Origin of the sequence: Clostridium sp. UBA7791, assembly GCF_002480755.1 — a bacterium.
Taxonomy (GTDB): Bacteria; Bacillota; Clostridia; order Clostridiales; family Clostridiaceae; genus Clostridium_J; species Clostridium_J sulfidigenes.
In genome coordinates, this window is the sequence record NZ_DLCT01000003.1 from 247,019 (window position 1) to 268,340 (window position 21,322).

At 29.4% G+C, this 21,322-nt stretch carries 24 protein-coding genes and 1 riboswitch; of the genes, 15 read left to right on the plus strand and 9 right to left on the minus strand.

From position 1 onward, the window contains the following. The first annotated feature begins 275 nt into the window (after positions 1 to 275). From B3Z56_RS02710 to B3Z56_RS02720, 3 genes are all read left to right on the plus strand, one after another. Positions 276 to 512: a hypothetical protein gene (locus tag B3Z56_RS02710; RefSeq protein WP_346878182.1), complete on the plus strand. Its 237-nt coding sequence runs from the start codon at positions 276 to 278 to the stop codon at positions 510 to 512. Continuing rightward, entirely contained in the window at positions 491 to 766 is a 276-nt protein-coding gene (locus tag B3Z56_RS02715; protein ID WP_346878183.1) for a hypothetical protein, read from the plus strand. The genes B3Z56_RS02710 and B3Z56_RS02715 overlap by 22 nt, the downstream gene beginning before the upstream one ends. Before the next feature lie 110 nt (positions 767 to 876). After that, positions 877 to 1,275 carry a hypothetical protein gene (locus B3Z56_RS02720; protein WP_346847617.1) on the plus strand — a complete coding sequence of 133 codons (399 nt, stop codon included), beginning with the start codon at positions 877 to 879 and terminating at the stop codon, positions 1,273 to 1,275. 68 nt (positions 1,276 to 1,343) lie between these two features. Here B3Z56_RS02720 and B3Z56_RS02725 read toward each other — a convergent pair whose 3' ends face one another. Further along, on the minus strand, positions 1,344 to 1,556 hold the full coding sequence (locus B3Z56_RS02725) for a hypothetical protein (RefSeq protein ID WP_346878184.1): 213 nt from the start codon (positions 1,554 to 1,556) through the stop codon (positions 1,344 to 1,346). A gap of 248 nt (positions 1,557 to 1,804) precedes the next feature. Between B3Z56_RS02725 and B3Z56_RS02730 the strand changes: the two genes are divergently transcribed. The 4 genes from B3Z56_RS02730 (at position 1,805) to B3Z56_RS02745 (ending at position 3,340) form a co-directional block, all read left to right on the plus strand. Then, positions 1,805 to 2,026: a DUF1659 domain-containing protein gene (locus tag B3Z56_RS02730; protein ID WP_346847615.1), complete on the plus strand. Its 222-nt coding sequence runs from the start codon at positions 1,805 to 1,807 to the stop codon at positions 2,024 to 2,026. Positions 2,027 to 2,060: 34 nt separating this feature from the next. Beyond that, the gene (locus B3Z56_RS02735) at positions 2,061 to 2,285 is read left to right on the plus strand and encodes a DUF2922 domain-containing protein (RefSeq protein ID WP_346878185.1); all 225 of its coding nucleotides are present in this window, start codon (positions 2,061 to 2,063) and stop codon (positions 2,283 to 2,285) included. A 55-nt stretch (positions 2,286 to 2,340) separates the two neighbouring features. Further along, the gene (locus tag B3Z56_RS02740) at positions 2,341 to 2,583 is read left to right on the plus strand and encodes a YvrJ family protein (RefSeq protein WP_346847613.1); all 243 of its coding nucleotides are present in this window, start codon (positions 2,341 to 2,343) and stop codon (positions 2,581 to 2,583) included. A gap of 262 nt (positions 2,584 to 2,845) precedes the next feature. Beyond that, complete coding sequence (locus tag B3Z56_RS02745) at positions 2,846 to 3,340, plus strand: hypothetical protein (RefSeq protein ID WP_346847612.1); 495 nt, start codon at positions 2,846 to 2,848, stop codon at positions 3,338 to 3,340. Positions 3,341 to 3,448: 108 nt separating this feature from the next. Here B3Z56_RS02745 and B3Z56_RS02750 read toward each other — a convergent pair whose 3' ends face one another. Then, positions 3,449 to 4,204: a creatininase gene (locus B3Z56_RS02750; RefSeq protein ID WP_346878186.1), complete on the minus strand. Its 756-nt coding sequence runs from the start codon at positions 4,202 to 4,204 to the stop codon at positions 3,449 to 3,451. A gap of 385 nt (positions 4,205 to 4,589) precedes the next feature. Here B3Z56_RS02750 and zupT point away from each other — a divergent pair, with 385 nt between their 5' ends. From zupT to B3Z56_RS02780, 6 genes are all read left to right on the plus strand, one after another. Continuing rightward, positions 4,590 to 5,414 carry a zinc transporter ZupT gene (zupT, locus tag B3Z56_RS02755; protein ID WP_346878187.1) on the plus strand — a complete coding sequence of 275 codons (825 nt, stop codon included), beginning with the start codon at positions 4,590 to 4,592 and terminating at the stop codon, positions 5,412 to 5,414. A gap of 21 nt (positions 5,415 to 5,435) precedes the next feature. Continuing rightward, positions 5,436 to 6,683 carry a UV DNA damage repair endonuclease UvsE gene (uvsE, locus tag B3Z56_RS02760; RefSeq protein ID WP_346878188.1) on the plus strand — a complete coding sequence of 416 codons (1,248 nt, stop codon included), beginning with the start codon at positions 5,436 to 5,438 and terminating at the stop codon, positions 6,681 to 6,683. A 140-nt stretch (positions 6,684 to 6,823) separates the two neighbouring features. Further along, a riboswitch (NiCo riboswitch) is annotated at positions 6,824 to 6,922 on the plus strand. 99 nt (positions 6,923 to 7,021) lie between these two features. Further along, on the plus strand, positions 7,022 to 9,562 hold the full coding sequence (locus B3Z56_RS02765; RefSeq protein ID WP_346878189.1) for a cation-translocating P-type ATPase: 2,541 nt from the start codon (positions 7,022 to 7,024) through the stop codon (positions 9,560 to 9,562). Positions 9,563 to 9,909: 347 nt separating this feature from the next. Beyond that, positions 9,910 to 10,140: a hypothetical protein gene (locus B3Z56_RS02770; RefSeq protein ID WP_346878190.1), complete on the plus strand. Its 231-nt coding sequence runs from the start codon at positions 9,910 to 9,912 to the stop codon at positions 10,138 to 10,140. 286 nt (positions 10,141 to 10,426) lie between these two features. Further along, entirely contained in the window at positions 10,427 to 12,367 is a 1,941-nt protein-coding gene (locus tag B3Z56_RS02775) for a sigma-54-dependent Fis family transcriptional regulator (RefSeq protein ID WP_346876618.1), read from the plus strand. A gap of 336 nt (positions 12,368 to 12,703) precedes the next feature. After that, on the plus strand, positions 12,704 to 13,783 hold the full coding sequence (locus B3Z56_RS02780) for a 2,3-butanediol dehydrogenase (protein WP_346847607.1): 1,080 nt from the start codon (positions 12,704 to 12,706) through the stop codon (positions 13,781 to 13,783). A gap of 111 nt (positions 13,784 to 13,894) precedes the next feature. Here the strand turns inward: B3Z56_RS02780 and ric are convergent, their stop codons facing one another. The 7 genes from ric to B3Z56_RS02815 all read right to left on the minus strand — a co-directional run bounded on the left by ric (position 13,895) and on the right by B3Z56_RS02815 (position 19,640). Next, positions 13,895 to 14,611 carry an iron-sulfur cluster repair di-iron protein gene (gene ric, locus B3Z56_RS02785; RefSeq protein WP_346878191.1) on the minus strand — a complete coding sequence of 239 codons (717 nt, stop codon included), beginning with the start codon at positions 14,609 to 14,611 and terminating at the stop codon, positions 13,895 to 13,897. A 127-nt stretch (positions 14,612 to 14,738) separates the two neighbouring features. Then, complete coding sequence (locus B3Z56_RS02790) at positions 14,739 to 15,446, minus strand: Crp/Fnr family transcriptional regulator (protein ID WP_346878192.1); 708 nt, start codon at positions 15,444 to 15,446, stop codon at positions 14,739 to 14,741. 20 nt (positions 15,447 to 15,466) lie between these two features. After that, positions 15,467 to 16,492 (minus strand): fructoselysine 6-phosphate deglycase, encoded by a 1,026-nt coding sequence (gene frlB, locus B3Z56_RS02795; RefSeq protein WP_346878193.1) that lies wholly within the window; start codon positions 16,490 to 16,492, stop codon positions 15,467 to 15,469. A 20-nt stretch (positions 16,493 to 16,512) separates the two neighbouring features. Beyond that, positions 16,513 to 17,253: a GntR family transcriptional regulator gene (locus B3Z56_RS02800; protein WP_346878194.1), complete on the minus strand. Its 741-nt coding sequence runs from the start codon at positions 17,251 to 17,253 to the stop codon at positions 16,513 to 16,515. Then, complete coding sequence (gene frlD, locus B3Z56_RS02805) at positions 17,253 to 18,035, minus strand: fructoselysine 6-kinase (RefSeq protein ID WP_346878195.1); 783 nt, start codon at positions 18,033 to 18,035, stop codon at positions 17,253 to 17,255. The genes B3Z56_RS02800 and frlD overlap by 1 nt, the downstream gene beginning before the upstream one ends. A gap of 12 nt (positions 18,036 to 18,047) precedes the next feature. Next, positions 18,048 to 18,800, minus strand: coding sequence for a GntR family transcriptional regulator (locus tag B3Z56_RS02810; protein ID WP_346878196.1), 753 nt, complete (start codon positions 18,798 to 18,800; stop codon positions 18,048 to 18,050). Between the two features lie 231 nt (positions 18,801 to 19,031). Beyond that, complete coding sequence (locus tag B3Z56_RS02815; protein ID WP_346878197.1) at positions 19,032 to 19,640, minus strand: nitroreductase family protein; 609 nt, start codon at positions 19,638 to 19,640, stop codon at positions 19,032 to 19,034. Between the two features lie 134 nt (positions 19,641 to 19,774). Between B3Z56_RS02815 and B3Z56_RS02820 the strand changes: the two genes are divergently transcribed. Together B3Z56_RS02820 and B3Z56_RS02825 are read left to right on the plus strand one after the other, a co-directional pair. Further along, positions 19,775 to 20,101 (plus strand): helix-turn-helix domain-containing protein, encoded by a 327-nt coding sequence (locus B3Z56_RS02820; protein ID WP_346847599.1) that lies wholly within the window; start codon positions 19,775 to 19,777, stop codon positions 20,099 to 20,101. Between the two features lie 165 nt (positions 20,102 to 20,266). Next, positions 20,267 to 21,160, plus strand: coding sequence for an AraC family transcriptional regulator (locus B3Z56_RS02825; RefSeq protein ID WP_346878198.1), 894 nt, complete (start codon positions 20,267 to 20,269; stop codon positions 21,158 to 21,160). The last annotated feature ends 162 nt before the right edge of the window (positions 21,161 to 21,322 follow it).

Sequence of the window (21,322 nt, forward strand, 5' to 3'; positions counted from 1 at the left end):
ATGTATTTATTTTTTAAAATAAGTGAGAAAAAAGCGGACCAACTTTTAAAGTTAGTCCGCTTTTTTTCTGACACTTCCACCAATTATTATCTTGAGTATCTGCTGATGAGAATGGAAAATTTAATTCTAGAAAATTATTTTTGAAAAAATCAAATATATATATTTATAAAATGCTATTTATCCCTAGGAGGTTTAATGTTAGTTATATCAATGCTTTAGGGGTGCAAGAACATAAAAACATAAAAAGCTAAAAACATGGTAAGGAGGATTTTCAAATGGCAAATCAAAAATTAATTTTTAGTAATGATGGAACAATTAAAACTATTGATAATTATGTGTTATCAAAGGAAGAGGCTTCAATGAATGTAGAAAAATATGATGAAGATGTAGAAGATCAATACGCTTATATGGATATAGAAGATATTAAAAACCTAGAGGATAAGAAAGAGAAGGTTAAAGATATGTATATGGACATTAAGAAAAGCCTTCTTTGGATGATTCATATGGAGTAACAAACCATAGCAGAGCATCTAGTAAGATAAATAAGATTAAAAAGAAAATGGGTAAACAGGAGCTACATCTTAATTCAAGTGGAAAAGAATCTTTAAGACGTACTTATTTAATCGAAGTTGATAATATAAAGAAGCTTGAGGAAATAAAGGTGTTTTTATATTCAGATGAAGTTATTCAGTACAGTGAAATTATTAATGAAGATATAAAACACTATTATCAGTGCATGAAAATTGAAAAAGGAAAAAATAAATAAAAATTTTTCAAATTAGTTTACAAATCAATATTAAATCACTCTTTATATAAGTGTAATTACTTAATCGATTAAAGTAAAATAAAAAATTAAATTCTAGGAGGAATATTATTATGGATATTGGTTTTGATATTGGGTTTGGTGGATCAATGCTAATTATGAGTGGATATAAAATAACTTATGGTATATCACCTAAAGTTATACATGTTGTAAATGACTCTGAACTTAAAAAATTCTATGCATTAAAAGGTATTAAGGGTATTACAGAGTTAGCAGCAACACTGCGAGCAACATACAAATATCAAACTGGAAAGGCTATAGAGATAACTCTACTTTCCTTAACGGCCGAAATAGTGGGACATATTGATGTCGGATATATTGGAGGCATTTTAAAAGCTGTAACTGGTAAAGATATTAAAAATATAGTGAGAAGCACTAATATTATTGATTGTGGAGAAAAAAGTGTGGATACTAATAGAGCGGTTTGGGATGCAATAACTCTTCATCTTTAATCATGTAAGTAATAGGAACTAATTAAACATGTTAATTGTAATTTACAATTAACATGTTTTTTAAATTATTAAAAAAAGAATACAATAATACACCCAGCAATAAAAGAAATAGGAAAAGCCAAAAGTGATAAAATGCAAAGAACTAAAAATAATTTATCTAAAACCATAAATATTTTTTCATGTTTGAAATCTTCAGTTTTTCTCTTTTTAAATTTAATCCATCTACTATTTATTGAACGTAAAATTGCAAAAAATATAGATATAATTATGTATCCGGCCATAATTATTTAACCCCCTTATAAATAAACGTATATTTTATTATTGATCAAACTTATATACATTCATAAATTATACCATAACATATAAATAAAACATCGTCTCAATAACCATTTATCACTTAATACTTCTACTAATAATTCTAATGCTTTAATATAAATTACACCTTAAATAATGTGATTAGAAGATTGAAAAAGGAAAAAATTAATGAAAACACATATATATTTAAGAAGTTAAGGAAGGAGTGAGTTTTGTGGCAATAACATCTACAAAAATGAAGTCATCAATGGTAATTAAGTATGTGAATGGACAAAAGGAAGATGGTTCTCCAAAGGTTGATTCTCAAAAGTTTTCAGTTAGTGGACTAGCTACAGATGAGCAGCTGTTTAATACTGCAGTGCTTATTGGTAATTTAACTGTTAATGAGCCTACTGAAATTAGAAAAGTTGAAGAGTTCGGACTTAACCAGGCATAGGATCAAAGAAATTCTAAGAAGGGAGGAATAACAAATGGCATCTAGAAAATATGTGTTAGCATTCAGAGATTCTGCAGAGTCTAAGTTTAATTTGACTATCTCTGATGGGAAGGAAGTAGTTCAGGCCCAAGATATAGTTAACTTAATGGATAACTGCATCGGAGCAGAAAGTATATTTAACTCTAAGAATGGCAAGCTTGTTGAAAAGCTTAGTGCTATAGCAGTAGACACCAGTGAAACAGCTTATGAGATTAACTAGTTAAAGGGGCTCTCTTTGGAGCCTCTTTATATACTTTAAAAGGAGGTTGAAAGTAATGGAAGAATTAATAAATATAGTATCAAATGTGGGATTTCATATAGCAATTACTGCTTATCTTATGATGAGATTTGAAAATAAATTAGAGAAGTTAGATGATAGCATCAATACAGCTAATTCAATGAAGGTGGAGCTGTATTTTTCTATACATATAATTTCACTTCAAAGAAAGGCTATAAAGGAGCCATTGGATCAGAGTGCTGGATATATCCAAACAATGAGAATAAATTTGAAGAGTTAGAACAAAACGTAGTGAATTACAAATAGATTCTAGTTTAGAACTTAAGGACTCTGAATAATTTCAATATTTAAGAGTTGAGCAAGAAAATAAGTAGTTTTAACTACAAGATATTTGTATTAGGGAAATAGTAATTACAAAAAATAAACAAGTGAATTAAGGTTTATTAAGTTAATAAGATTTAGCACTTATTTCTTTGTAACACAAGTTTTTTCAATCCATAATATAATAACAACACAGTATGTTATTATATGGAGGAATAATAGTGAAAGAATTTTTAAGTATTGAAGGAGTAGTTAAAAGTATAGAAGTGATGAAAACATCAGTAAATGACACATCGGCATGTACAATGATAATGTCAGTAAGAGGAAGAAGAGATGATGATTTTAACTTAGTAGTTAGCCGAGATACTTACTTTGTAGACCATGTTAATATAAGACCTGGTGATTATATAATTGGATTTTATGATGCATTGGCGCCTGTTCCATTAATATTTCCACCACAGTATAGAGCTATTGTTATAGCCAGAAAATCAAAAAAAGAAAATGTCAAAGTGTCTCATTTCAATAGAAGATTAGTCAGTAGAGATGATTCACTTAGACTTAATATTAGTAATAGAACACAAATATTACTTGAAAATGGCCAGAGCTTTTTGGGCAATATAGAAAATAGAAATCTTGTGGTTGTATATGGAATGAGTACCAAGAGTATACCTGCAATTACAACACCATCACAAATTATAGTTTTATGTGATAATTAGATATTTTATAAATAAGTTTGCCTAGTATGAATAATTATAATACTAGGCAATTTTATTATATTAAATAGAAGCATAATAATTTTATAAATTAAGCGATAATTCTTAAATTTATCTGAAAGCTTCTTCAACTATTTTAACAATGTTTGGAATAACGTCATCTACAATTATTTTTCCTCTTGCAGCTGAAGAGGATTTAGCTGATGCAAGTATTCCAGTTTCGGGAACGATATCTTTTTCTATAGGATATCTAAAATAAGTTGTTGGACTAGCATTTTCAGTATCTAATATTTTATCTTCTCTAACAAGCTCTGGTGCAAAGTACATCATTAATGAGGTCTCTGTAACGGCAGCATGTTCTAAAGCCCATCCTGGGAATGGTACTTCATCAAAAACTTTATCAATTACATCAGGTGACATTGGATCCCACCAGTTAGTAAGAAGAAGCGTTACCTTGTCTCCATATTTTGCAGAACATAGATCCATAGCTTCTACAATAAATGCTTCATTTTCAAAGTGAGCACTCAAAATAAATATTTTTGTAAAGCCATCACGAACAAATTCATCTATTATATCCATTACTAAGGCTTGTAATGTAGCACCATTTAAGTCAATAGTTCCAGGAAATAATGGGCCACCACCACTTAATGGTTTTGATTTATATCCATAAGAAATTGTTGGAGCAACTACTCCATTTATTTTTTCAGCTATGCGATAAGCAAACTCTCTTGCTAATACAGAATCTACACAGGTAGGTAAGTGAGGGCCATGTTGTTCTGTAGCACCTATTGGTAATATAATTACATCATCTTTTTTCTTTGCAAACTCTTGCCATGTCATATTTTCCATTTTAACATTTTCGTACATAATTAATGTCTCCTATTCTTAAGTGTAATAAAGTTTTTTGCTAAGTATTTATATAATAAAAATAAAGTTTACATAATATTATTGTAACATAAGTATGCTTTTACATAATATCCATATTATAAACAAAAATATAAATAGAACTATTGAAATACTAGCATAAGTATTATTTTATATAGAATAGCATAGTAGTGATTTTTAAATTGATTATGATATAATAATTATACTATTAAAGGAAAATAGAGTAATTCATCCTATGAAAATAATTAGGTTTAATTAGGGTGAAAGTTAGTAAAAGTTGCAGTAATTGATATTGTATTGATTAAACAAGTTTGTGTAAGTTATTGATAAGTATATGAATAAAATATAGGAATTAGGGGGAAAAGATATGGAACAGGTTTTTATTGCCTTTGCATTAACGTTATTTGCAGGGCTATGTACAGGAATTGGAAGTGCTCTTGCGTTTTTTGCTAAAAAGACCAATACAAAATTTTTATCAATTAGTTTAGGATTTTCTGCAGGAGTTATGATATATGTTTCTATGATAGAAATTTTTGTTGAAGCTAGGAACTTATTATCCGTTGAACTTGGATTTAAATTGGGTTCTTGGGTTACAGTAGGAGCTTTCTTTTTTGGTATGTTAATTATAGCGATTATTGACAAACTTATACCAAGTGGTGAAAATCCTCATGATATTTATAAAATTGAAGAATTAGAGGGAACGGAAAATGAAAATTTAAAAGATACATCAAAAGATAATAAGAAATTGCTTAGAATGGGATTACTTACAGCACTAGCAGTGGCTATTCATAACTTTCCAGAAGGATTGGCTACTTTTATTTCTGCATTACAAGAACCATCAATAGCCATACCTATAACAATTGCTATTGCTATTCATAATATTCCTGAGGGTATCGCAGTATCAGTTCCAGTATTTTATGCTACGGGTAGTAGAAAAAAAGCTTTTCTATATTCTTTTCTATCTGGACTGTCAGAGCCCTTAGGTGCTATTATTGGTTATTTGGTATTGATGCCATTTATTAATAATATTACCCTTGGAATTATTTTTGCTATAGTTGCTGGTATTATGATATTTATTTCTCTTGATGAATTACTTCCATCGGCAAGAGAATATGGTGAACATCATTTATCTATCTACGGACTAGTAGCGGGAATGGCTGTAATGGCAATTAGCTTATTACTTTTCATTTAAGTAAAAGGATGGTGTTGTAAGTTGCTTGAAAAAAATAGAATTGGATATGCATGTACACCTGCATCTATTCCATATAAAACTTCAAGAAGCTTTTTATTAAAAAATTTTAGTGATAATGTTTTTAATCAGTGTGTTAGAAGTAACATTGATAATTTAATGAATATATTAAAGTGGAATATAGAAAATGCAATATATTTATTTAGGATAAGTTCAGATATAATTCCCTTTGGTAGTCACCCAATTAATAACCTAAAGTGGTGGGAGACCTATAATAAAGAACTTACAGAGTGTGGAGAATTTATAAAAAATAATAATATTAGGGTTTCTATGCATCCTGGTCAATATACAGTTCTAAATTCTCCTAATGAGGAAGTTGTTGAGAAAAGTATTATGGATCTAGAGTATCATTGCAAATTTTTAGATAGTTTAGGTGTGGACTATTCCAACAAAATTATACTTCATGTTGGAGGGGTATATGGAGATAAAATTTCTGCCATGGAACGATTTAAGCATAATTTTAATAGACTATCAAACTCTTTGAAAAAAAGATTGGTAATTGAGAATGATGATAAAAGTTATACCATAGAAGATGTATTAAATATTTGTAATGATATTAAAATACCAGCAGTGTTTGATAATCTTCATCATCAGCTCAATCCTTGTTTTTTAGAGTGGAAGGATATTTTATACTCTGTTAAAAATACATGGAAGGTTGAAGATGGTCCAGTAAAATTCCATTATTCTGATAGAGATATAAGTAAAAAAGGAGGAGCTCATTCTAAGTTTGTTGTTACTAGTAATTTTTTAGATTATATGAAAAGTATTTCAGAAATTAATTCAGATGTCATGCTTGAAGTTAAGGATAAGGAAATATCAACAATCAAGTGTATTTGCACTCTTAATGAAGACTTGCCAATTTCAATAAGGGCAGAGCAATGGGCGAAGTATAAGTATTCTTTAATGGAAAAGGATTATTCTTATTATAAAAAATGTAGTAGCTTAGTAAATTCTCCTATACCAATGAGAGAAGTGTATATGTATATAGATCAGTGTTTAGAAAAGCCTTTTAGTAGAGGAAATTTTATTAACACAGTACAACATGTTTATGGATATATAAAAGATGAAGCAACATTAAAAGAAAAGAACAGATTTAATGAACTTTTAAAAAATCCAGATGAAAATAATATTAAGGTAAAAACTTTGTTAAAGAAACTAAGCGAAAAATATGGAGTGGATTACATTAATAATTCTTATTATTTTATTTATTAGATTTAATTTTAAATGTAGAGTCAAGGTAAGAAATGTGCTTATTATTTATAATTAGCATATATCTTATTTTAAAATTTATTTACAAATCATAGTATGCATGTTATTATTAAGGTATATCTATTTGCACTGCATATAAATCTACAGTACAAACTGAGCAGGCGATGAACTTTTTGGGAGTTCGTGGGGCCGGGCCTTAATTGGCAACAGGATAATTATGATTATATACCTGTGGGACAGTAAAATGTTCTACAGGTTTTTTTTGACCAATTTTAGAACATTTCTGAGGTTTGCAATGCCATAGAGCTATCTTAAATAATTTAAAATTGGAGGTAACTAGTATGACAGAACAACAAATCAAAGCTATGGAAGGGATTACAAGTGATGAGGCACATTACCGTCAGAAAAAATATGGAAAGAATGAACTTATATCAAAAAAGAAAGAGGGCTTTTTAAACAAAATCTTAAAGGTTATTAGTGAACCAATGTTTTTATTACTAATTGTTGCAGCTGTAATATACTTCATCTTAGGAGAACCGAGAGATGGTAGTATTATGCTTATCTTTGTCGTTGGAATTATTAGTATTGAAGTAATACAGGAATGGAAAACTGATAAAACCTTGGATGCATTAAAAGATTTATCAGCACCTCATATAACTGTATGTAGGGATGGAGTTAAAAAGGTAATTAAGAGTGAAGATTTAGTTCCTGATGATATAATGTACATTGAGGAAGGTATTAAGATACCAGCAGATGGCATAATTTTAAAAGAAAGTACACTATGTATTGATGAGTCATCTCTTACTGGAGAATCGGAAGGTGTATGGAAAATATCTAAACAAGATGATAGAGTAGAAACTAATGATTATTGGCGACGTGATTATTGTTATGCTGGAACATTAGTTATACAAGGATCAGGTACAATATTAGTAGACAAAATAGGGTTATCTACTGAATATGGAAAAATAGGAAAGGATATTGTGGAAGCATCAGATAGCCCAACTCCACTCCAAAAGCAAACGGGTAAATTAGTAAAGTTATGTGCATTAATAGCAGCAGTTCTATTTATATTTGTTGGAATAGTAACTTATTTTAACATTTCAGACCATGCTTTTATGGATAGAATTATAGAAAGTATTTTATCTGGTGTCACTCTTGCAATGGCTATGATACCAGAAGAATTCCCAGTTATTCTAACAGTATTTTTATCAATGGGAGCTTGGAGATTAGCTAAAAAGAACTCAATTGTTAGAAGATTACCTTCTGTAGAGACCTTAGGAGCAGTTTCTGTGCTTTGCGTAGATAAAACAGGGACGATAACAATGAATAAGATGAAAGTTAGAGATGCTTGGAGTTTTGATAATGATATAAAGTCAGTAGTTAGTACAATGGGAATGGGATGCAAAATAGATGCATATGATCCTATGGAAAAAGCGATGATATCCTATTGTGAGGAAAATGAAATTACTGAAGATATGATTTTTCATGGTGAATTAATTAAAGAATATGCTTTTAGTAATGAAGACAAAATGATGGGGAATGTTTGGTTAAAAAATAATCAAATAATGATAGCAGCTAAGGGATCACCTGAGAGTATCATTAAAATATGCAAGTTAACAGAGAAAGAACAAAAATTAATTCAAGATAAAATTATAGAAATGTCCAGAAAAGGACTTAGAGTTATAGCTATCGGTAGAACAAAATATGATAGCATAAGCAATGTACCAGATATTTTAAATGAGTGCGTTTTGCAATTTTGTGGAATAGTTGGACTTGCAGATCCTCCAAGAGAATCTGTAAAGGAAGACATAAAAACGTGCATAGAGGCTGGAATTAGAGTTGTAATGATAACAGGAGATAATGGTATAACTGCAAGCTCTATTGCTAATCAAATTGGAATGGAGAACATTGATAAAGTAATTACAGGTGATGACATTAACAGAATGAGTGACGAGGAGTTATGTGAAAAAGTTAAACAAGTTAGCATTTTTTCTAGAGTTGTGCCGGAACACAAAATGAGAATTGTTAAAGCTTTTAAGGAAAATGGAGAAATAGTAGCAATGACTGGAGATGGAGTTAATGATGCTCCCGCACTTAAACATGCAGATATAGGTATTGCAATGGGGAAACGTGGCTCAGAGGTTTCAAGGGAAGCTGCGGATTTAATATTACTTGATGATAACTTTTCTACTATAGTAGATACAATAGAAGATGGCAGAAGAATTTATGATAATATAAGAAAAGCTGTTGGCTATGTATTTACAATTCATATTCCTATAGCATTTGCTTCAGTACTTGCTCCTTTATTAGCAATAAGTCCTACAAGTCTTTTGTTACTTCCACTACATGTGGTTTTACTTGAACTTGTAATTGATCCTACATGTTCTATTGTGTTAGAGCGCCAACCAGCAGAGTATGATATCATGAAGAGAAAACCTCGTGATCCTAATGAAAAATTGTTAACGTCTAAAATGCTTTTTAAAAGCATACTTCAAGGGGTTATTATATTTGGAGCATCATTCGGAACTTATTTTACTTTTTTAAGTAAGTATCCCAATAATGCATCACTTGCAAGAGCAATGGGGTTAACTATTATACTGATGGCTAATATATTATTAGTTCAAGTTAATAGTTCAGATTCTGAATTGGCTATTAAATCTGTTAAGAGGTTAGCTAAAGATAAAATAATGTGGGGTGTAAGTTTGGGTACAATAGCAGGTCTTTTATTGATACTTTATACTCCAATAAATGTTTTTTTAAAGCTTTCACCTTTATCTTTGAAACAATTTGGGGTAGCTATTTTCATGTCTATAATTTCAGTAAGTTGGTATGAAATTGTAAAAGTAGTCAAGGCCACCAATAAAAATCATAAAACTATGTAAAGAGCGAATTAATAAGTTATAGTAGCAGAATACTTTATAAAGTTAGATGAAAAATAGAGTGCTACCATTATGGTAGTACTCTATTTTTCATTCGTAATTATACTAAAAGTTATAGGTTACTGCGACGTTTAAACTTAGCCTTCGATTAAGGATGTTGTTATATGTTATTTTAAATGCTCAATGGTACCATCATAGTATCTTATATTATCTATATTATGATTTAAAAACATGTTACATACTCAACAGAAACATTATTCAATATATTCAATTAGGATGATATTATAGAAACAAGTAGTTTAAAGAAAAATCAAGAAGAATTAGGTAATTTAGTAATAGTTAAATTAATAATGAAATTTTCTATTCCTGCGATTATAGGCATGGTAGTAAATATGATGTATAATGTGGTAGATAGAATTTATATTAGACCATTAATCCAAGGAACTTTATTTAATTTATGTACATTTGGATTAAATCACTCTATAAACTCTGATGGGAATCCTAATATATATATGTTTACAATGAGAATTGCAACAATTATAAATATAATTTTAGAACTTGTTTTCATATTTTGTTTGTGAAACAAGTTTGATTTTTTAGTTGGATATTTATACAAATATACCCTAACATACAATAAGCATGTTTAGTAACGATCTTAAACTGATAGAAATAGCTGTAATTATATCAGGCATTGTTATTTTTAGGGAAGTTAAGTCATTAGGGAAATATAAAAAAAAACGAGGATGGGTTTATGGATACGGCTATAAAGTACAGTTATATATTTTTTCTATGGTGATATAAAACAAATACTAAAATAATAAATTTATTGTTTTAAGTATATATTTCTTAAGGGGTGGGAGTGTAAGAATGGATAATTATACGGAATTAATTACAAAAGCATGGAATGAATTTGTGAAATACGGTATAGATAATAAAAAAGTTAAAAAAGATATAAGAGATTCATGGATAAGATGTAAAGAGTATAATGTAGACTATATGGATGGAAGAGGTGTTGAGAAATATAAAGCTCCTGTAGGAATTAAAGTTAAAGAGAATATAGATTTAGTTTCAGTAGCACATTCTATAATGGAGAATTTGTATAACACCATATCAGGTTCAGGCTTTGCTTTATTCCTTGCAGATAAAGATGGATATATAATAGATGTTATTGGTGATGATAGTATTTTAGAAAAAGCTAGGGATTTAAGATTTACAAAGGGAGCCTTATGGTCAGAAAAAGCAGTAGGAACTAATGCTATAGGAACTTGCTTATATCTAAATAAACCAATTCAAACTATTGGGGCTGAGCATTATGGTATACAACAACATTCTTGGACGTGTTCATCAGCACCTATACATGATAGTGATGGGAAAATAATAGGGTGTATAAATATGTCTGGCATATGCAAGGATGCACATCTGCATACTTTAGGAATAGTTATTGCAGCAGCTGAATCCATAAAGAAACAGTTAGAACTTATATTATCCTATAATTTATTAAATATAACTTTTGATTCCATTGTAGAGGGAATGATAGTAATAGATGAAAAATTTAATATTAAGAGAGTGAATCATAGAGCAGAAAATATTTTAGATATGAATCAAGATGAAATATTTGAAATAAATATAAAAGAAGCTCTAGGTAATTTAAATTTTGATTACATTATAGAAAATTATGAGGAAACGTATAATAACATAGAATGTGACTTTAATATTAATAATAAAAGAATAAAATGTATATTAAATGTTGTACCTATGAATGTTAATAATAGGTCCATGGGAGTAGTTATAACTTTTAGAGAAAGTAAATCTGTACATAGGTTTGTAAATAAAGTGGTAGGATATAAGGCTAACTATAAGTTTAAAGACATTGTAACTAGTAACGATAAAATGATAAATATGATAAATTTTGCAAAAAGGGCTTCAAGAAGTGATTGCAATATATTAATAGAAGGACCTAGCGGTACGGGAAAAGAACTGGTAGCTCAAGCTATACATAATTATAGTCAAAGAAGTGATGGACCTTTTGTAGCTGTAAACTGTGCTTCAATTCCTAGAGATCTAATGGAAAGTGAATTTTTTGGTTATGATAAGGGCGCTTTTACTGGAGCTGCTAAAGAGGGACATCCAGGGAAATTTGAATTAGCAGATGGTGGAACAATTTTCTTAGATGAATTAGGAGAACTTCCTTTAGATATGCAATCGAAATTATTAAGAGTTTTAGATAACAATACCATAGTTAGAGTAGGCGGAAATTACGAAAAGAAATTAGATGTAAGAATAATAGGAGCAACTAATAAAGAGTTAAAAGAAGAGATAAGTAAAAAAGCTTTTAGAGAAGATTTGTATTACAGGTTAAATGTAATGAATATAAAAACCATCCCTTTGAAGGAAAGAAAGGAAGATATAGAGACACTAGCAAGACACTTTGTTAATAGTCTTAATTTTAAAAATAAAGCTAAATATAAACTAATAACAACAGATTATATAAATGAACTAAAAAAACATGATTGGCCTGGAAATGTAAGAGAACTTAGAAATGCTATAGAAAGGGATTATTATTCTAGTGAAAAGGATATAATTTGTGTACAATCTTTGGAAAAGTCACAAATAATAGAAGCTAATTTTAATAATGAGAAAGCAAGTGATGTAGATGAAATAGTACCTATAGATATTTTAGAAAGAGAAAGTATAATAAAAGCTATTAACTTTTGCGGAGGTAACATATTAAAGTCTGCGGAAATGCTAGGTATAAGTAGAGCTACTATTTATAGAAAGATAAAAAAATATAACATAAATGACCTATAAATTACTTTGTTTTTTTATTATCAATGATTAGAATTATATATGTATCAAAATGAGAATTTAAAATAGTAAATCTCAAGATGAGACACTGAGTTGTGTATCATTTTGAGATTTTTTAGTTTGCTATATAAATTAAATTTTTGAATAAGGTTTAAAGTAAATTTAATTAGAAATGTAGAATGGGACTCAATGTAGTCATTTTCATAGCTGCAGGCAAAATACGATGAATAATGTTTTAAAAAGTATTTTAAACAATGATTTTGGCATAAGTCTTGCATAATAAATATGTGAGAATATTAACAATATATTAGATTATATTTTTTAGGAGGTACTTTTATTATGAAAGCAGCATTATGGTATGCTAAGAAAGATATTAGAGTTGAAGAGGTAGATGAACCAAAGGTTACTAAAGGAAATATAAAAATTAAAGTTAAATGGTGTGGAATATGTGGTTCAGATTTGCATGAATATTTAGGAGGACCTATTTTTATACCTGTTGGACAACCTCATCCTTTAAGTGGGAATATAGCACCAGTAGTTCTAGGGCACGAATTTTCAGGGGAAGTTGTAGAAGTAGGAGAAGGAGTAACAAAGTTTGAAATAGGTGATAGAGTTATTGTAGAACCTATAGTGGCTTGTGGAGAATGTCCAGCATGTAGAGAAGGTAAATACAATCTGTGCTCTTCATTAGGATTTCACGGACTTTGTGGTAGTGGTGGAGGACTTGCAGAATATACTGTATTTCCAGAAGAATATGTGCATAAAATGCCAGAGGGGATGACTTATGAACAAGGAGCTTTAGTAGAACCAATGGCGGTAGCACTTCATTCTATTAGAATTGCTAATTTTAAAACAGGAGATACTGCCATAGTACTTGGTTCAGGACCAATAGGTCTTGCAACTATTGAATGCTTAAAAGCAGCAGGAGCAAAATTAGTAGTAGTGTTACAAAGAAAATCAATAAGACAGGAATATGCAAAGAGGGCAGGAGCAGATGTTGTTCTTGATCCAAATGAAGTTGATATAGCTATGGAGGTTAAAAAACTCACTGGTGGAACAGGTGTAGATGTTGCCTTTGAAACTACAGGAGCAAAGATAGGCTTTGATATAGGCATAGATAGTCTAAAATATGAAGGAGTTATGGTAATAACAAGTATTTGGGAAGATGAAATAAACTTTAACCCTAATGTCTTAGTATTTTCTGAAAAGAAAATAGTAGGAACTTTAGCCTATAGACATGAGTTTCCAGCAACAATTGCGCAAATGAGCGATGGAAGAATTAAGGCAGAAGGATATATAACTAAGAAAATAGCACTTGAAGATATAGTTGAAGAAGGATTTGGAGCTTTGACCGGTCCTGAAAAGAAAAAACATGTGAAAATTCTTGTAACTCCAGATAAAGCTCTTTTAAATAAATAAGAAATCAGAGAAAATGTAAAGATATAAAACAAGTATGGAATAAAATGATAAAAAGCCTAAGGAAATAAATTATCCTTAGGCTTGTAAATTTTTTTATTTTAAGAAAGTTACTTATTGATGTTTGTTAATATCCAAGTTCATTCTCTTAAATAGAATATTGTTTTCAAGGTGAATATGCTGGAATAAATCACTCTCTAGTTCTTCAATAATTTTAAAGGTTATAACATAGGTATTACAACCGTCATTAGGAACTTTGAAATCATTGGTAATTTTTCTAAGTTCCTTTAAAATATCTCCAGCACCTTCATGCTCCTCTTCGATTTCATTAATTACTTCATTAATTTTTTGAAGTTGATTAACACTTGGATTTTTATCATATTCTTTAATTAATGGGAAAAGAATTTGTTCTTCTTTAAGCAAATGTTGCTCTAACTCAGTTTTAAGCATTGAAAAGAGCTTATGGACTCTGAATAGTACATTATGGTTTATACCATGAACTCTCATTATTTTTGTTGTTAACTCTCCTAATTCAGGAAGTACTCTCTTAGTATAGGCATGATGAGTGTTTTCAATATGGTCAATTAATTCACTTGATGTCAATGCCCTAAAATCTATGAATACTTCTTTTGTATTATTACTTTCTTCAAAAATCTCATTTATTTTATTTAATATTAGATTTTCATCAAGATGTAATTCATAGAGTACCTCTTCAAGGGGTCTATTACCTCCACAGCAAAAATCAATTTTATATTGTTTGAAAATTTCACTAGCCTTAGGCACAATTGAAACAATTTCTCCTACGGTTTGAGAACTATTAAATTTATTCATATATATTCCTCCAATACAGTGTTATTTAAAGATTTCTTGTTTATAACTCTATAATATATTAGTTATATAAAATATTCTGTGACTGGAGTCATAGTTTTAAAACAAACTATCTAATTATTTTTATTTTTTAATTCATTAAAGCATCTATATCTCGTATCAAAATCTGTTTATTTCCTATCATATCAATGACACCTTCATTTTGTAGTACGCTTAATTTCCTACTAACCGTTTCTCTAGCAGTACCTATATAATTAGCTATTCCTTCACGGCTTAATGGGAGCTCTACAATAACACCATTAGGATGTTTTTTACCATACCTTTCTGCAAAGTCAAGAAGTAGTGAATTTATACGCCACTCTATGTTTTTAGTACCCATATTTTGCACTGAGCTCTCTATTTTATCCATTCGACTACATAATTCTTCTATGATTTTAATCCCTATTTTAGGATAATTAATTAAAAGTTTTTGAAAGTCATTTTTATTTATCATGCAAATATAAGTAGTTTCTAATGCTTCAACATTATAGGTAGATTGTTGATTATTTAAGAGATTTTTTTCACCAAAGAAGTCACCGTGATCAAATATATATAGAATCTGCTCTTTGCCGTCAATAGTATAACGAAATACTTTTACCTTACCATTATCTATAATGATTAGATTTTCTAAATAACTTTCTTCCATTATAATTAGCTCACCTTTTTCATATTGCTTTTTTACAATTAAGGTAGCTACTTTACTTAATTCTTCAGAATTTAAACCAGAGAAAATTGGAACTCTTTCTACACATAATTTATGAAGACAATTATCGCAGTTACATTTTTTATATTCGCTCATGAATAATCACATCCTTATTTTTAGTATTTAACAATACCTCCATAATATCTTCTATCATCTGGATTGTGATCTTTATAAATTGAAAGATAATAGAAAAACCACTCAAGAGGGACAAAAAGTACAAAAGGTGATAGCATAGGATGAAGGTCTTTAGCTATTTCTTTATAATCAAAGACAATATAATCCTTATCTAATTTCTTAACAAAATTTATAGTTCTTTCAGTAGTGTGTCTAGATTCATCTGTACCTAATAGAAAAATAAAAGGTACTCCTTCTTCAACAATTTCTAAAGGTCCATGGCGGAATTCACTACTATTTATATTTGCTCCATGAGTCCAAGCAAATTCCATCATTGTAATAACTCCTTCTTTATAGGCTAAAGGAGTTAGTGGACCTGCAGCCACAGTATATATTATATCCCAATTAGAAGCTTTTTCACCGAGGGTTCGTCCTTTAGATTCCCAACTTGTTACTAATGTTCCTAAAAGGTTAGGAAGTTTTAATATGTCTTCTTGAATTCTAGTAATTTCAAGGCTTGGTGTAACTTTATTGATAAGTTCTAATGCAAAGGTATAAGTAATTAATAAGTGAATTTCCCAGATGCATTCAGCTTCATAGGCTACTAAATAGTCACCTACAGGGGCTAATAAGTTTCCAGAAGGATCACGAGTAACGCTGACAGTAAGGGCACCAGTAGCTTTAGCCTTTTTTAAAGCTTCTACTACTTCTTCAGTGTTTCCAGATTGAGATAGAGCAATCACTGCTGTTTTTTCATCTAAATTATAAGGTGTAAAATCTAAAAAGTCATAGCCACTATAAGCTTTAGAAGTAATATTTGAGTATTTTTCAAATAACATAGAAGCAGTTTCACAAGCACAAAGAGGTGAACCACAAGCTGTAAAATAAACTTTGTTAATTCCTCTTTTAACCATTTCATCAACTATGGTTCTAATTTTAGGAACGTCCTTTTCTAATACTTTTTCAATTTCCGTAACCATGTTTTCTGTAACAAGAAAATCTACAGTGGACTTATCAATATTTAACATATAAATACCTTCTTTCTATATTATTTATTAAAATGTACATTATAGTTACATTTATCTCCTCTTGTATAGGTCTTTGTAAATTCTATAACTCTTCCAGTATTATCATAGCTAGTACACTCAAATAACATTACCCATGAAGGGGTATCTAGAGATAAAAGTTTGCTATTCTTATCATCTAGTCGAACGATTTCCAAGGTTTCATCTGCAGTAACAAGGTTTATATTATAAACTTCAAAGAGTTCATATATTGAAAAAAAAGATAGGTTAATTTCACCTAAATTAGGTAGTATATATTTGGGAATATGAATATATTCTATGGATATAGGTTCTTTGTTGGCATAACACAGTCTCTTTATAACATAAATATCATCATCTTCATTTATATTGAATTTTTTACTCAAAAGTTTCCCAGCAGGTTTGGTAGTTTTATTTAGTATAGTGGTTTTTGAAGGTGTATTTTTATCCTTCATAGTTTTAGTAAAACCTCTTAAGGTGTATAAGTCTCTTTCAATTTTAGAATTAAGAACAAATACCCCCTTACCTTTAATACTCTTTAACAATCCTTCACGGATAAGAATGGATATAGCATTACGTACTGTTAGACGGTTTATTCCATAGGTATTAGATAATTCATTTTCAGAGGGAATTGCTGTACCAACCTTAAATTCACCACTGATAATTTTATTTCTTAGAATGTCCCTTAGTTGAGCATATAAAGGAGAGGAACCACTTAGTTGTTTTTTTGAATTATTCTCAGTCATTACCAAGCACCAAAATATTTTAAGGTTTTAGATGCAGTTTTAGCACCAAGAAGCATAGATTCATTTATGGAGCTTTTATTAAGAATACCCTTTAAAAAACCTGCTATGAAAGAGTCTCCAGCACCTAAAGTGTCAACGACCTTTGTTCCTATGATGTCTTGAAAAATAAATTCTTTACCATTGTAGGCAACACTGCCCTTATCGCCAAGAGTTACAACTACTATTTTAGGTCCTTTACTATGAATATCCTTCATAAAATTTTCTATATAGTAATCTCTTTTAGAATAAGAAAAAAATGCATAGTCTACATAATGGATAGTTTTATTAATAAGAGAGTCTTCTAATTTAGTAGCATAATCAAAAGAAATAGGAATATTTTTTTCTTTGATGTGGCAAAGGTAGTTTTCAGTTTTACCCCAATAGGCTGTATGAAAAAGATCATGGTTACAAATGAAATCTAAATCGTCATTAGTAAGTGTAAATTTACTTAATACACCTTCATAATAATTTCCCATGACTCTATCTCCATTTATTAATGCAACCTCTGTTATAGCTGTAGCTCCTTCTAATACCCGAACATGAGAAGTATCTACCCCTTTAGAATTAATGGAATTAATCATTAATTCTCCATATTTATCATTACCAACCACTCCAACATAGGAAGAGATTTCATTTAATTCTTTCATATATACTGCTACATTTACGGGATTTCCACCAGGATAACTTTTACCTAAGTTTAAATATACATCCATACAATTGTCACCTACAGTAGCTATTTTCAATATAATCAACTCCTATCTTGTTAATACACTTTTTAGTTTCACTCTATCTGCACGTATTACAGAGTAGAAAAATTCTACGGGAAAACCTTTTTCTTCTAGAACAGTACCCTTGAGGTAGAAAAGGGGGAAACCTTCTTCAACTTTTAAAAGTTCTGATTCTAAGGCTGTAGCATAGGTCATGGATATTTCTTCCCAACCACTCTTTAAATTTAGATTAAAATCCTTTTTTAAAACCTCATATAAAGAAGTTTTTTCAAAATCTTTTCTAATTAGCTCATCATAATATTTGGAAGATAGATAACTATTTTCTATAGCAAAGGGCACGGAGTCTACTGATCTTAATCTAATTAGTTCACATAAATTGTTATTAGAACTTTCCTTTAGGTTTTCATAGGCTAAAGTATTATCATTTAATAGCTTTAATGAAAGTAATTTGGTAGATAAATTTAAAGAATTTTCATCTATAAATTCATGGAAAGAGTTTAGACTTTGTAAATTTTTTTCAAGTTTAGGCTCTGATAAAAAAGTTCCTGAGCCTTTCTTTTTATATAATTTACCATGATTAATTAATTGGTCTATAGCTTTTTTTAAGGTAGTTCTATTACAATCCCACATACTACAAAATTCTCTTTCGGAAGGAAGTTTGGTATTAGGTAATAAATTACTATCAATAATATAGCATTGAATTTTTTCCATAAGTTTTTCTCTATTGAGAAGGAGTGAATTATCCATAACATTATCCTTTCTACAAGTTTCTATTTTCATATAAACAAGTTCACATAAAAACTATACCACTTATAATATAATATACTATTAAAATATTAAAAAGTAAATATTTACTTTTAAATACATAAAATAAAAAATAAAAGGCTATATGGAAATGATATAGTAATATTACTATTTCACTTTTATATAGTCTTTTAATTATATTTGAAGATATGTTGAATAGATAAATTTAATATAACTATTAAATCTTAATAATTATATTACTCAATACTATATTTCTTTTAAAAGCACTTCATTATAATCTAATCTTGGTCTTTGCTTAGGAGTTTGGTCAGGATATCCTATAGGTAATAAGGCCAAAACATCATATCTGTCTTCAAGATTTAGAAGTGCTTTAACTTTTTCTTTATCAAACATCATAACCCAACAGCTTCCGAGTCCTAAATCTGTAGCTCTAAGAGTGATATGATCAATAGCTATAGCTACATTTAAGTTTAGATAAGCTTTTAAGGAAGCAGTATCAATGCTTTGTTTCCCTTTATTATAATTTTCATCTGCATTATTTAGAGGGGTATCAACAAATGCTTGAGCTTCTTTAAGTTCCTTCATTCTTTCTCCAGTCGATGTGATAGAATTAGTATCAACACAACAAGCAATTATAGCTGGAGCAGCAGAAACAAAAGGTAAAGGAGTACAATCTTTTAGCTTAGTTCTTGCCTCCTCACTTTTTATTACTATATATCGTGCAGGTTGAAGATTTGTACCAGAAGGTGCCAATCTTCCAGCTTCAATTAATTGGTGAATGTACTCTTCAGGTACTTCATCGGGCTTAAATTTTCTTATACTTCTTCTGTTTTGTATTACTTCTAATAGTTTCATAGAAACACTCCTTATATTTTAAGTAGATTGTAATAAACTTATTTATTTTATATACTAATTATATATTTGCGTAATTAGTTTTAATAGTATGCACTTTTGTGTAAGATACTATATAAAAGGAGAGTAATGTTGAAATGTCTGGTACAAATAAAAATAAATATAAGTGTCCATTAGAATATACTCAAAAGTTAATTGGAGGAAAGTGGAAGCCTATTATTCTTTGGTATTTATCTACAAAAGGTATAATGAGGTATGGGGAGTTAAAAAGAGCTCTAACAAATATATCACATAAAATGTTATCTCAACAGCTTAAGGAGTTGGAAGGAGATAAATTAATTCATAGAGAGGAATACCATCAGATTCCACCCAAAGTAGAATATTCTATTACTGATAAGGGAAGGACATTACTTCCCTTATTGGAGCTTATGCATAAGTGGGCTGTAGAAAATATTGAAGAATGAAATCATATAGACAAATATAAATATTAATATTAGTATGTATAGAAAGTATGCTTTTAAATGAGCATACTTTTTTTATATAGATTAAGATTTTAGCAAATTAGGAACAGCTTAAATTTTAAAGTCTTGATATAATAAAGATACCCTAGGGAAAAGGTCGTGATAAAAGTGAATTACAGTAAGGATATTGATAGGTGTATTGAATTTATAGAAAATAATATTAAGGAAGTTATTACTGTGAGTGAAGTTGCTGAATATGTGGGATATTCTGTAAACCACTTTTGTAGAGTTTTTACTTTATGTAAAGGTATATCTATAATGGAGTACCTTAGAAAACGTAAGCTATCATTAGCAGCAATAGAACTATTTAAAGGAAGAAAAATTATTGATATTGCCCTTGAATATGGATTTGAAACACCTAGTGGATTTTCAAAGTCCTTTCGGAAAACTTTTGGATATAGTCCAACACAATATATAGCTAGAATGGATGGATACTTCAATAAGGGAATAACATTTAAAATTGGAGGTTATATTATGAAGCCTGTTATTGTTAAAAAGCCAGCTTTTAAGGTAGCTGGATATGGAATAAATACTAATATTGGAGGAACAAGTTATACAAAGGATATTGCATCATTTTGGAGCAATTATGATGGAGAAAATTTAGAAACAAAGATGTATAAAATCTTAAATCCTCCTAATCATGGTGAAGTTGGTCTATGCGTTCCAACTGATAAAGGGGGAAATGTATGCTATCTTTTAGGAGTCATTGTTGAGGATTTCTCTAAAGTTACAGAGGATATGATTACAGTGGAAGTACCAGAGGCGGAGTATGCAGTATTTACAACTCCTCCAGTGGATGTTACTGTAGACCCTAACCAAGATAAGTTTTCAGAAGTGATTAAAGAAACTTGGAAATATATATTTGAAGAATGGTTTAAAGATAGTGGATATATATATGACGAAGATAAATTAGATTTTGAATTTTATGATGAGCGTTGTCATTATCGAACAGATACGATTATGGAGATTTATGTTCCAGTAAAAAGGCTACTTGAAAATTAGTTAAATATTAAAGTACAGGCTAAACTTTTGGTGAAAATCAGAAAAGAATTTTGAATTAGAGCCTATGAAAAATAATAGATATAATACTTGATAAATTAGAGAGCATTGCTATATAAAGAGCATGCTCTCTAATTTTTATGTACTTGTTAATAATACCTAATG